The sequence below is a fragment of the Candidatus Sysuiplasma acidicola genome, from assembly GCA_019721035.1.
Lineage (GTDB): Archaea > Thermoplasmatota > Thermoplasmata > Sysuiplasmatales > Sysuiplasmataceae > Sysuiplasma > Sysuiplasma acidicola.
Genome location: JAHEAA010000008.1, coordinates 20,174 through 33,261 on the forward strand (window position 1 = coordinate 20,174; position 13,088 = coordinate 33,261).

Sequence of the window (13,088 nt, forward strand, 5' to 3'; positions counted from 1 at the left end):
GCAGCCGAACAGAAAAAGCAGTAAACGTTTAACTCAGATCACCTGCCCCCCTCGCAGACGTTTGCAGATACAGCAAATCCCCTGCCCCCGGATACCTTATGCTTTGCAGGATATATTTAACTGTCAACCCCATGCGCTGTAAAGAAAGTCACCGAAGACAAAATAGTCATACTCATGAACGGTTTGAAGGCTGCAGTGTCATGTCGTGCATGATGCACCGGATGCAATAGTAGCCTGCACGGTCTAACGTCTCAATCCACGTGCATCACATCACGCGCACAATGACGGCAAGGATCCTAAACTGTTTAATATCGTCCGGTGAATGTTTCCGCAATCAATGACAAAGCCAAAGATCATTCAGGTGCTCGGAACATCTTCCAATTCCGGCAAGACCGTCACGGCAATGATCCTGTGCCGTTATCTTTCGGACAGGGGATACAGCGTCGCGCCCTTCAAATCCGTCAACATGTCGCTCAACTCCGTCTCCCTGTCCGGCGGCTATGAGATATCGCGCTCCGTCTGGCTCCAGTCGATGGCCGCAAGAACCGTTCCGTCCCGTTACATGAATCCATTTCTGCTCAAGCCGGAGGGCCGGCACGGATCGCAGGTCATAATGCTCGGCAGATCGAGAGGGATCATGACAGTCGATGCGTATTACCGCTTTCTCCGGTCGCAGGCTCCCGGAGTCATACGTAAGTCTGTTGACAGACTCACGGGCAATTACGACGTGCTGGTGGCGGAGGGTGCAGGCTCTCCTGCAGAAATAAATCTGGCACACCATGACTTTTCCAACATATTTGTTTCCGCTCTCCACGGCACGCCTGCAATCCTCGTCGGCGACATAGACAGGGGCGGTGTCTTCGCATCCCTGTACGGCACCATAAAACTCATGAGAAAGCCGGAGCTGGTCAGGTGGCTCATCATAAACAAAATGAGCGGAAACTTTTCAATCCTCCGGCCGGGCATCAGCAAACTGGAAAAACTGACTGGAAAAAAGGTGATTGGCGTCATGCCGTATGTCAGAGGGGTAACGCTTCCGGGAGAGGATTCCCTGGACTACATCCATGAGCGGACGAAGGGAGGGAGCGTCGCCATGGTCAGGTATCCGTTTATGGAAAACTACAGCGACATCGATCCGCTGTATGCATATGGAACAGGGCTGAACTTCATCACAGCCGAAAATGCCGATGCACTGCCCGCTGCCAGACTTATTATACTGCCGGGTTCAAAGCGCGTCGATGATGATCTGAACTATCTGCGGTCGAGCGGCCTGGCCGATGCTGTCCTGCGTGCTGCCGAAAGGGGAGCGTTCATCGTCGGTATATGCGGCGGTTACCAGATGCTTGGAAGGAAAATACGTTTCCGGGCAGGCTCCTCAAACAGCTTGCATGAAATGGACGGACTCGGTTTGCTGAATGTCACAACCGTCTACTCAAAGAGGAAAAAAGTGAGACGCATCTGTTACTCGTTCGACAATGACCTCATGAAAGACGAAGGACAACACGAAGGCTACGAGATTCACTATGGCGAAGTGCTTAACAGCTCGGAGAAGTCGCTGCTTCGCGTCAACGGACAGGGCGAGGGCGCGATTTCTGTGGACAAATGCGTATTCGGCACAAACATACACGGCATACTTGAGAACAGCACTGTGCTGAATTATCTTCTCGGCTCATCAGTCTCACGAGAAGACTATCAGTCGATAGTCAACAGAAATATCGACAGGCTTGTTTCTGAATTCGTCAGTAACGTGGACATGTCTGAAATCGACGCATACATTGACGGCTGAGGTTAAGCGGCGCAACAGCCCCTCTTCCCTTTTCCTCCTTTCCGACGGTCGTGAGCACCGTGTCCCTGGACTGACACGGTACCCCCGGTATGATGTCTGTTGCGAAGGCTGTGCGACGCCACGCGCGACTGTATCCCCTCTTCCTCTACCTCTTCCGCCGCGACTTCCTTATGGCCGCAATCGCAGCCGCAACGACGACAATTACCAGTATCAGTACGCCAATTTCAATGTATGTCAGCGGAAGCGGCAGCACATTGTGGTTATTGTTGGGTGTAGTCTGTTTCAGTCCTATGGTCAGTTTCATGAACTGACCGGCCGTCACTGTGACATTACTGTAGAACGTCTTGTAACCGGACATGGAAGCCACGACCGAATAAGTTCCCGCTGTCACGCTCACATTGAATGTTCCGCTGCTCACGGCAACGGCAACGCCGTTCACCGTAATTGCCGCGGTGGCCGGCGATATACTTCCGGTGATGTAGGCATAATGGAGGAACTGAACACTCTGTGTTGCAGCTCCGCCGTTAACCGTAACTTGGCCTCCGAATGGCGAGGCGTAGAAGTCCGTCTGGTTAAGGACAGAGAATGTGTATGTCCCGTTCGGTTCGCTGAATGTTATTGTGCCCGTGCTGGAAGATGCCTTCACGCCGTTGAGCGTCACCGCCCACACGCTTCCGGCAGGCAGGCCTGCCTCCGTGAATGTGACCGCATATGCTTTCTGCGCAAATGATACAGGAACGGAGACCGGGCTGCCAGCTATCGTCTCAGAACCGTTCTGTGGAGTGGCTGTGTAGCCTGCCACGCCTCCAACCTGGAACTGATACGTTCCGTTAGGCTCCATGAATGTGATGGTGCCCGTCGTGGATGACCGCTGATGGCCGTTGACCGAAACGCTCCAGTTTGTACCTGCCGCCAGGCCTGTCTCCGTGAATGTGAACTGAAACGTCGTCACAATTGAAGTTCCGAGCGGATGGTAATCATACACTCCGTTGGAGATCAGATACGGTTCCAGCGTCCCGTTGGGATAAGCGGTATGCCAGTCTGCCCAGTAATTGCCTGTGGAGCTCATGTTGAAGAAGTTGCCCGCCACAGAATAGGCCTGAATGTGAGATGAATTGTAGGTTGCCGTGGAACCGTTGTTGTCTATGAACGAATTGTAGTACACATTATTGCCCGTTCCGCCCGAAATGTTGACGCCGTAGCCGCTGTCGTACGATATCAAGTTGTGAGTGATGCTGTTGCTATTGCCCTGAACGATGAAGCCGGCGGCGTCCTTGTAGGTGGAAATGTGGCTGAACGTGGAGTTCGATGTCACAATGCCGACACCCATGCTGCTTTCGGAGATATTCGAATATGAGATAAGGTTGTGTCCGGGGCCGCCGACTATCAGTCCAATTGAAGAGTTGGTTGCGGTATATTTGCTGAATGTGGAGTGATCTAAATTGAGTATCGTGCCATTGTGATAACCCGTCTCGCCAAGCCTGGAGATTGTGTCGTTTCCGCCCACTATGGCTGCTAAGAAGGTTGCGTTCGCATATGGTAATGCTGGCACGAAACCGTTTTGTGCAAATGTGCCCTTAATGCCCAGGACCGTGCTGAAGTTGCCAATCACTATCGCCGCAGTGCTGTTGTTGCTGGCAAGTATGTTCATGACATGCTCCTCGTTTCCAAACATCACCACACCCGTGGAGTTGTCCACAGCGCTCACATTCGATGCGTCCGAGTAGGATCCAAATTCAACTGCGCCGGCAGAACCGTTGTCGGCAGAGATGTTGTTTATGTCGGATGAGTTGCCCAAAAGCGAGAGGTAGCCGATAGAACGGCCACTCGCAGACATGTTGTAAATGCTGTCGTTAAATGAGGAAAAGCCTAAGTACCCTATAGAATCTTTGGAAACGTTCATATTATCGAAGCTGGAGTAGTTTGTCATTAATCCCTCGACTCCGATAGTCTGGAAAATGCTCGAAGTGCCGTTGCCAGATATGCTGGCACCTGACACAGATGAATGGTCTGTATAGACAAACTCTGCACCAGCCGAACCTGTGGCGCCTCGTGCGAGCGTCACGTTGAGATTGGTCACCGTCACCGACGAGGATAAGAGGCTGACAGCACCGATACCTCCAAAGACAGACAAATAATTCACTGTGACGTAGCGGGACAGGCAAATCAGCATCTGGATCGTGGTGTTGCCAGAAATATTCCTCACTGTCACATTGTTTGAGCCCATGATGTTTGCCATCTGAAACCCGCCGGACAGTGACACATTCCGGAGTATTGAATGGCTGGAGAAAAAGAAGTCGTACTTCTTGTTGTAGGCGCTGGCGCTTACCTTCCCTCCGGGACCGTAGATATACTGGTTTGATTCATTCAGGTTCTGGACAAGCAGTTGCGTTGTGACGCCTTCGACATCCAGGAGCACAAATGAGGGATAGCCGAAACCGTTTGTTATCATGAAAGATGCATTGAGCAGTATAGTGAGATGGGAAATGCTGTCCGGCGAGGAGAGTAGCGTCGTGATGGCTTTGGCCTGTGCATTGCCGTGCATGTAGATCGGTGTATAGAGCAGCCCGGCGCTTTGCGTCATTGTATAGGTTGTGGTCAGGTTGCCACTGAAAGACTTGCTGAACTGAGCGTAGTCGTTAGTCATGAGAACTACGTTGTATGTTCCGGGCGAAACTGTGAAATTCAGATATCCTGAGGGAGTGACGGGCGCATATGACGACTGCACCTTGCCTGCAAACGCAAAAGCCCATGACGGAGTGATTTGTGCGCTAAGATGTATGTATCCGGTGGGCTCCGATGAAGTTGTGTTCCACAGGCCGGACAGGTTGGACGGTCCCTGGCTCAGGTATTCAGTCTTGCCAAGCCACCATGCTGATATGCCCTGCGATGTCTCCCCTGTGTCCGAGCCGTACGAGTATGCAGACTGTATATTCCTGTAGGAGCCGCCGGACATATACTGCATTGTTGCGTGTCCGCTCATGTTCTGAATCATGGCATTGCTGCCGCCGCCAGGGCCGCCGAATATCAGTTCAGAGTCGTACATCAGGCCAAACGGGTTTTTGGCGCTCCCGTTTACCTCGAACGCCGGAGTCACAGGTGTTGTTGTCGAGTTGAACATTACTCTGTCGTAAGAACCAGTAATCGGCGCTCCGCCTGACAGTGAATAACTGTAGTTGAAGAAAACAGTCGGGCGATTCTGATACAGAAGCGCATTGTTGTAGAAACTCATTGTGAGCGGATACGTCACATTTATGGTTGGTCCGACAAAGTAGTAGAAGCCTGAAGTGACATTCCCTTTTCCGCTGTAGATCGCGTTAGGGTTCAGCGACGCTCCAGGTGCCGAAAAATTCCAGATGTTATCAATGAATGTCACGGTCGTGCCGTTTATCAGTGCGACATTCTGTATCCAGTAGACACCGTTGATGGAATTGCCGACAGTCACATTCGCCAATACTGTATTGAGCTGAATGCCGGACATGTTCGGTGTATACACGACGTAGTTCCCGGGGGTGTAGGTCGCATAGCTGTTCAGGGAAACTGTGCCGTTAAAGCTCGGTGTATAATACGTGTAACTGCCCGCAGCTCCAAGTCCGTAGTCTGCTATTCCCATCGGCGCAGGCTGTGTTGTATAAAGCGGTGAGACGCCATAACCCGCCGACGGATGAAAATTGGGCAGGTATGCATAATACTGTTTGATCTGCCCCTTTGCTATCGCCGAGGTCACGTTGCTGAGCAGTTGCTGGTAAGCCGCCCCGGCTGCCGAGACTGGTAAAGTGGAGGCAGGATCGTTCAATGCCTGAATGCCGGCAGGCATGCGGTTGTATGTCGAATTGAGCAAACCCGATGCGTTACCGACGCCGGAAAACGCCCGGGAAAGCAGTTGACTCTTCTGAACAGCGAATAGACTGGACTGAATGCCTTTAGCCGTCGTTCTGCCGCCGTTCAGGGGACTTGAGGAAATGGCTGAGATATGACTCGACATGCCGTTCTGCACGTCGGTCTTATTTTGATGCAGACTCACAGTGAATGCGCTTGACGCAAGCAGCAGAATTGCTATTACGACTGCAAACATCATCACCGGATGGCGTGAAGCACTTCCGACCGTGCCACGGTATCCCGGGACTGACATCTGACGGCGAATCGTCCCAGCGCCCGACCCGCTCATCCGCCGAACAGGGATGCGGCACTCAACCCTCCCATCAGTCGTACTGTCGGTTCGGGGCAGAACCCCGGAAGTTCCTGCAACCGGCACACGCGAACAGAAGTCTCCCTTACCATCAACCGCACTCAAACTACTGAATTGCGACAATATCCATCATCCACCTAAGCACTTCGGCCATTATCTCGCTTCCTTATAAAAATAACTTACCCCATTTCACATGCAGGCAGGAAGAGTCTGCCGCTGTCGATGCCGTTTCCGCATTCGGCGAAGGCTGTTAGCGCGCTTATTCATATTTCAATATTTGAATATGACACCCGATATATTAGATATAAATCTCAAATAAGGTCGCATGATTCCGCCCCCTCAATCGTGAATCAGGAATCGGCGTGTCAGGAGCCACCACATCGGGGCGGAGGAACACCGGAACCTCTGTAGGGCTAAAACCGATCAGGACAGCGGCATGCGGGCCTGCCGGCCGGTCAGTCTGTACCGGGCCATCTGCAACGGGTGTATTGTGACACGTGAACGCTCAATAAGCACGATTGACTCGATGGGGAAGACTGAAAATCTTGGCATCGCTCGGCGTATTGAAAAAATGGCTTTTCACGACCAATCACAAGGAAGTCGGCATCCTCTACCTGATAACCTCATTTGTTTTTCTGTTCATAGCAGGCGCCTTTGCCGAAATGATGCGTACCCAGCTCTTCAGGCCCGGCAACACATTCCTCAATGCGGTGGAGTACAATCAGCTTGTGACGGTACACGGACTGCTGATGATACTGTTCTTCATATCTCCACTGGGTTTTGCATTTGCAAATTACTTCGTCCCGATACAGATAGGCGCGAAAGATATGGCCTTTCCAAGGCTAAACGCACTCAGCTACTGGCTGTATCTCTTTGGCGGAATCCTTCTCCTCAGCGGTTTCCTTCTTCCCGGCGGAGCACTGAGCGGCGGATGGACACTTTATGCACCGCTCAACGAGGCTCACTATCTCCCGCAGGCAGGCGAAGATGCGGGCATAGCCGGCATCACGATGCTCGGCGTCTCGCTGATTGTTTCCACTGTCAACTTTGCCGCAACGATCGCGCTGAAAAGGGCCAAAGGAATGAGGCTGATAGATATGCCGATGTTCACATGGTCCATAGTCTTCACCATTGCAATGCTCTGGCTCGTTTTCCCGGAGTTTGCGACGGCGCTCGTTCTGCTGCTCGCCGACCGCATTCTGGGATCGGTAGTCTTTCTTGCCCCCGCGGGCGGTGCGCTGTTGTGGGAACAGATGTTCTGGTTTATGGGACATCCGGAAGTCTACGTCCTCCTGCTTCCCGCGCTCGGTGCTATGTTCGATATAGCCAGTGTTTTCTCTGGAAAGGCTGTCTATGCAAAGAGGCTGATGATTGGCTCGTTTGCAGTGATTTTTGTCATGAGCATGATGGTCTTCATGCATCACATGTTCATGACAGGCGTCAACCTTCTGTGGCTTGAACTGCAGGAGATAACAACCGAACTCATATCCGTACCGTCGGGAGTGCTGATCATCGGCATAATAGCCACGATGCTTCGCGGTCACATAAAGCTCAGGACGCCCATGCTCTTTACGATGGGGGCGGTCATTGTCTTCATCGTGGGAGGCGCTACCGGCGTCATGCAATCTTCGATCGAACTCGATAGCGGGTTCAACGGAGGCTACTGGGTCATAGCGCACTTTCACTACATTCTCGCCGGTACGGTACTCTGGGGTCTCTTCGCAGCACTCTATTACTGGTTCCCGAAGATGACCGGAAAGATGTACAGCGAGAGGCTAGGCGTTCTCCATTTCATCCTCTCATTCATCGGCCTTAACCTGACCTTTGCACCGATGTTCCTTCTGCTCAATATGCCAAGGCGGTATTACACATACTCCCCGGGTTTCGGCTTTTCCCTGCCGAACGAAATAGCCACCATCGGCGCACTGCTCTACGGTTTTGCACAGCTGCTGCCCGTGCTGAACATGCTGTACTCGGTCCGTTCAGGTCAGAAGGCACCTGACAATCCCTGGGGTGGCTCGAGTTTTGAATGGCTCGTTTCGTCACCCGTGCCTGAGTTCAACTTCACCGGCACGCCGTACATCAGCAACGGCAGGTTCATTGTGGGAACCGAAGACAGTGGGCAGGAGGAGCATGGAGGGCTCAATCACCTGAGCCCCTGGCCCTTCTCGATAAGCTTGGGCATATGTCTCGTATTTCTCGGACTCGTGCTCTTTCTCTATGGCTACGGTAACATCGCGCTCGCGCTGGGACTCATGCTTTTCACCATTTCCGCCCTGGGATGGATGAATGACGACTACCATGATTTCTTCCCCGAAGTCGAAAAGGACGGCGTCTCCCCCAAGGAAACATGGCCGTTCCGGAACATGGACAGTATCAGGCTTGGTATGTGGATATTCATATCGGGAGATGTCCTCCTTTTCTCGACACTGATCAGCGGTGCCTTTTTCATCTTCGTTCAGTCGCCTTATTTCGGCGATCCCGTGATAAGCCTCACTGGCAATGCCTCGTTGGACATGGCATCGGTCGTTGTTCTCCTTGCCAGTATAGCGAGCATGTATGCTGCGGCTGAAGGCGCAAAGACGGGAAACAGGGACATGACAGCGGGTGGTTTGCTTCTGACGATATTCTTCGGCGCCTGCTATATTGCTGTCACTGTTGCTAACTGGGGATATCTTGCTTCGGCGGGCGCTGGCATTCAGGCAATGCACGGCAGCGCACTTCTCTCCATATTCTACGATTCGGCAATAGTGCACATTGTTCACATCGCCGGCGGGCTTGCGTTTGTCTGCTACTTTCTTTTCAAAACATACGGAGGAAGGATAGCTGAGAGATCTGTTCCAAGCATCAGCGCACTCCTGTACTTCTGGAGTTTCGTTGCTGTTGCCGGCGTCATAATGATAGGTGCTTTTGCTTTTATGTGAAGGAAGGTATGATGTATGAATCTTGGTAAATCTGCCGTGCAGACAGGAATCGTGGCTGACGAACTCAGAGTTGAGTACATGTCCATGAAATTTCCGCACCGCCGCTGCCGCAAACCGGGCTCAGGGGTGATGTGACGTGTTCCTGGAACTCGCAATTAACTCTGTAACATCTGCGACGTGGCTTTCGCTGTTCAATCTCTATCTCGTCGTCGGCATACCGATATCCGCGTTTGTGATAGGCTGGATCATCTATGTTGTCGTGAAAAACAGGGAGAAGGGAACCACGCCGGCAAGGGAAGACAATGAAGAGTCAATCAGGCCGGGCTTCGTACCCTCATCAGCACGGGGTAAAACGAAACCGTTCAAGTTCTTCATACTGTTCATGGCGGTGCTCTTCCTCGGTCTTACCGCGATCGCGCTGCCTGCTGCGAGTTATACGAGAACGGCTCCCACCGTCCACAGCAACACGCTCACCATCGATGTCTACGCAGCTCAGTGGGTGTGGACATTTCACTATCCCAACGGATACAATGTGACAGGATCTGCACTCATTCGAAACTACACCATAGTGCTTCCGGTGAACACAACACTCATCTTCAGAGTCACGAGTTTGGATGTCATGCATGAGTTTTCGATCCCATCGCTCAAGGTGAGGATCGATGCCTTTCCCGATGTTTGGAACGTGGCGTGGACAAATGTGAGCATGCCGGGAACATACACCGTTTTCTGTACGGAACTGTGCGGACCGGGCCACGCCGATATGTGGGTGAACATCCATCTGGTGAGTCAATCTGAATTCGCTTCATGGTACGCGGGGCAATGAGACACTAAATTTCACCCCTCGTTGACCTAATGGCCCGGACGATTTCCCTGTCCGGCACTCTGGAAAGAATGATCTTCGATTTCTCAAGCAGTGTCAACAACTCTTCCTTTTCCCTCTCGGCTATTTCCGATTTCAGAAAGTTTCGTACAGTTTCGCTCACGTTGATGTTGTACTTTTTCAGAATGGCCTTTTTCTCCCTGTCGATTCTGACAGTGATGCGTTCCGTCATGCTAGAATCATATCTCAATTAATCTATATTGCAATTTAGGTGCACATAAACATGAGTTCGTGTCTGCAGAGTTTTTTGAATACCACTGGGCCGCGCGACTCGATTCAGTGACACCAGTCGGAACACCGGGGCGATGATTGGGCGATGTTAGCACAGGCGTCGTTTCGAATGCCCGCTGGAAGCATGTTGCCACCTGAATGGCAACTGCACTGAGATTCATAGAAGCGAATCTGAAAGGCAGCGCACTATCGGCCCGTGCCTGGCCAACCGTTGATATTAAGTGTACTGTTTAATAAGTGTGGAGCAGATCCAGCGGCAATGAAAAACAGGTGGGTCGTGGCGATTATCGCCGTCCTCGTCGTCCTGTCATTTCTCTCAACGCAGTTTGTGCTTTTGAATCCGGTCAACGGCCTCTGGAGCACAATCAACGACTCCACTTACAGGAACAGCACATTGAACGTTCCGCATCTCACTGGCAGGGTCCAGGTGACCATTGATGCTTCGGGCGTCGCACACATAACTGCTTCGAACAATCACGACCTGTTCGTTGCGCAGGGATATTATGCCGCAAGCAACAGGCTATTCCAGATGGAATTGCAGGTACTGCTCGCTTCCGGAAATCTGAGCGGGTATGTCGGCAAAGCAGGTGTTCCGTCCGACATGACGATGCACCTGATTGGGCTTCCGCAGAGCGCCTTCAGACTGCAGTCGCTCTACAAGGCCGATTATCCTTCCTATTATGCCTATCTGCAGGATTACTGCACCGGCGTCAACGATTTCATAAACAGCACGTACAGTTCGCCTGCATTCGGTTTTAAACTGCTCAATGCCAAACCGTTCTACTGGTCGCCTTTCGATATCCTCGTCTGGCAGGAGTACATGTCCTGGTCACTGATCACCGGTTCGTCTGATCCGCTTGCGTCCGCCATGCTCTACAATTCCTTCGGTTTCAGCAACCTGTCCCAGATATGGCCATACTACCCATACTACACGCAGCAGGTGACTGTCGTGCCGGGCGACGGTACAGTGAACGGCTACAACCTCGCATCCCAGTCGATCTCTCCTCATTATCTGTGGTCGCAGAACTGGTATGCCGAATGGGCGACAGGCGTAAACACAACCCTGCTGTCAGCACTTCAGCCGCTGATCAGAAGCGCACTGGCAAACATATCCGATCCCTATGCTGGCGTCACCGCCAGCTATCTCGGCAATACGGTGGGCAGCAACAGCTGGGTCGTGACATCGAAGTATTCCACCAACGGCATGCCGATGCTCGCAAACGATCCGCACCTTACACTCTATGCTCCGTCGCTGTGGATACCGATGCAGCTGGAGGACGGGCAGTTCAACGTCACCGGCTGGGCACTCGCGGGCATACCCGGTATACTGATTGGGCACACTGCCACAACCTCTTGGGGCCTGACTACGCCAGAGGGCAATTCCGCCAACGACTATCTTGAAATTCTAAGCGGTAACAACTATCTCTACAACGGCACCTGGCACAGCATGTCTGTGTTCAATTACACGCTGCTGGGCAGGACCTACAGCGTGTACAGCACAAACAACGGCCCGCTGATTGCGCGAAACGCCGCTTACGGCATAAGCATGAGATGGCACACGCCGGCAACAGCTGTAGACCTAATTGCAGAGATACAGCTGGATCAATCTCACACCTACAGCGACATGGTCAGCGCGCTTCAGTACTGGGGCTCGCCTCCTCAGAATTTTGCACTCGTGTCGAAACACAACGCCGGCATAATCACAGCTGGAAAATATCCGCTGATCAGGGAGATTCTGCCAAACGGAAATGCGGTACTTGTTGTCGGCTCACGCACACTGCTGAACGGCACGACCTCCGCCTTCGAGCCTGTCGGTTATGTTCCGTTCAGATATCTGCCGCAGGCTGAAAATCCATCCAGAGGTTTCATGTTTGCGCCCAATCAGCCGACTGCGGGAATGAACTACCCGTATCCATTCATCGGCGGTTTCTGGGCATCCGGCGGTAGAGCGGAAACGATCTTCCATTTCCTGAACAGCAGCGGTGGCATGTCTGTGAGCAACATGATGGCACTGCAGTCGAACGTCAGCGACTACTGGGCCAGTCAGCTCACGCCTATGCTGCTCAAGGCGCTTTCCGGCATGCCGATACTTCCACAGACACTTGGAGGGCAGCCGTATTCGGCTCTCTCACTTCTCAGATCATGGAATTACACTACGTATGCAGACGAGTCTGGAATAACTGTCTACTGGTATCTGCTTTCGGAACTCTACAACATGACCTTCGACAGGATATATGCGGCGCATGGCATTTCGAGCCTGCCGCTTCCCTATGTGTCATCGGTCATCTACCTGGCAGGAAGCGATCCAAACTCATTCTGGTTCAATGGAAACTTCACCGCGACCGTACAGACTGCCTTCAGCAGGGCAGTGTCGCTCCTGACGGCAAAACTGGGAAATTCAACAAACTGGGAATGGGGTAAAGTGCATAAGCTCTACATTGCAAGCTATACCGGACTGGATGCGCTTTCTGTAGGCCCCATACCAATCTGGGGCGACAGCCATACGGTGAGCGTCGGCGGCGTCCCGCTCGATCTGTCGGTGCCTGAACCGTATGTTACGGTCAGTTCGTCGCTGAGAGCTGTTTCCGATCCCGGCACGGGGCAGTTCTACGGCGTCTTTCCCGGTGGCCCAAGCGAAAATGTGCTTAGCGCATATTTCCAAAATCAGCTTCCGCTCTGGCTGAATCACAACTACTACAACATGACTGATCAGAGGACGGTGTTTGTCATTGAATATACGTAACATCGTGTTTTATTCCATGGCTGTTCTCCTTTCAGGTGCGCTTGCATATGCAATTGTGGTCCTCAGCCCTTATGCGTTTTTTGCCGTCATCGCATCACTGCCTCTCCTCATTTTCGGGAAGCGGAATGGGCTGATCGCCGGATTAGCAATCGGCCTGTTTGTCCCTCTTTCCCTGCTCGCACTCTATCCTGCAGCGGACATTGTTAAACTCGGCGGCATCGTGTCCTCCATTTCCGGCCTTCCCTATGTCGCCGTGCTTTTGCTCTATCCGCTGGTTTTCGCCCTCATCATGGGAATTTCTGCGGTGCTCTGGTCTGAGGTATATGTCCGCACCA

The 13,088-nt window shown here is 52.4% G+C and carries 7 protein-coding genes; 5 read left to right on the plus strand and 2 right to left on the minus strand.

The window, feature by feature from the left end; all coding sequences use genetic code 11:
* Positions 1 to 337 precede the first annotated feature (337 nt).
* Entirely contained in the window at positions 338 to 1,786 is a 1,449-nt protein-coding gene (locus tag KIS30_05115) for a cobyric acid synthase (protein ID MBX8646121.1), read from the plus strand.
* Between the two features lie 145 nt (positions 1,787 to 1,931).
* Here the strand turns inward: KIS30_05115 and KIS30_05120 are convergent, their stop codons facing one another.
* The gene (locus KIS30_05120) at positions 1,932 to 5,918 is read right to left on the minus strand and encodes a thermopsin family protease (protein ID MBX8646122.1); all 3,987 of its coding nucleotides are present in this window, start codon (positions 5,916 to 5,918) and stop codon (positions 1,932 to 1,934) included.
* Between the two features lie 602 nt (positions 5,919 to 6,520).
* Here KIS30_05120 and KIS30_05125 point away from each other — a divergent pair.
* The gene (locus KIS30_05125; GenBank protein MBX8646123.1) at positions 6,521 to 8,899 is read left to right on the plus strand and encodes a cbb3-type cytochrome c oxidase subunit I; all 2,379 of its coding nucleotides are present in this window, start codon (positions 6,521 to 6,523) and stop codon (positions 8,897 to 8,899) included.
* A gap of 136 nt (positions 8,900 to 9,035) precedes the next feature.
* Positions 9,036 to 9,722, plus strand: coding sequence for a cytochrome c oxidase subunit II (gene coxB, locus KIS30_05130; GenBank protein ID MBX8646124.1), 687 nt, complete (start codon positions 9,036 to 9,038; stop codon positions 9,720 to 9,722).
* Between the two features lie 4 nt (positions 9,723 to 9,726).
* Here the strand turns inward: coxB and KIS30_05135 are convergent, their stop codons facing one another.
* Entirely contained in the window at positions 9,727 to 9,951 is a 225-nt protein-coding gene (locus tag KIS30_05135) for a type II toxin-antitoxin system CcdA family antitoxin (GenBank protein MBX8646125.1), read from the minus strand.
* A gap of 318 nt (positions 9,952 to 10,269) precedes the next feature.
* On the opposite strand from KIS30_05135, the gene KIS30_05140 reads away from it, so the two are divergent.
* On the plus strand, positions 10,270 to 12,753 hold the full coding sequence (locus KIS30_05140; GenBank protein ID MBX8646126.1) for a penicillin acylase family protein: 2,484 nt from the start codon (positions 10,270 to 10,272) through the stop codon (positions 12,751 to 12,753).
* Positions 12,740 to 13,088, plus strand: a 349-nt coding sequence (locus KIS30_05145; GenBank protein MBX8646127.1) for a hypothetical protein, incomplete at its 3' end; no start/stop codon positions are given. The genes KIS30_05140 and KIS30_05145, both read left to right, overlap by 14 nt.

Coding starts and splice junctions, on each gene's coding strand:
- KIS30_05115 (MBX8646121.1), top strand. CDS start 338: ATGACAAAGCCAAAGATCATTCAGGTGCTCGGAACATCTTCCAATTCC.
- KIS30_05120 (MBX8646122.1), bottom strand. CDS start 5,918: ATGTCAGTCCCGGGATACCGTGGCACGGTCGGAAGTGCTTCACGCCAT.
- KIS30_05135 (MBX8646125.1), bottom strand. CDS start 9,951: ATGACGGAACGCATCACTGTCAGAATCGACAGGGAGAAAAAGGCCATT.
- KIS30_05140 (MBX8646126.1), top strand. CDS start 10,270: ATGAAAAACAGGTGGGTCGTGGCGATTATCGCCGTCCTCGTCGTCCTG.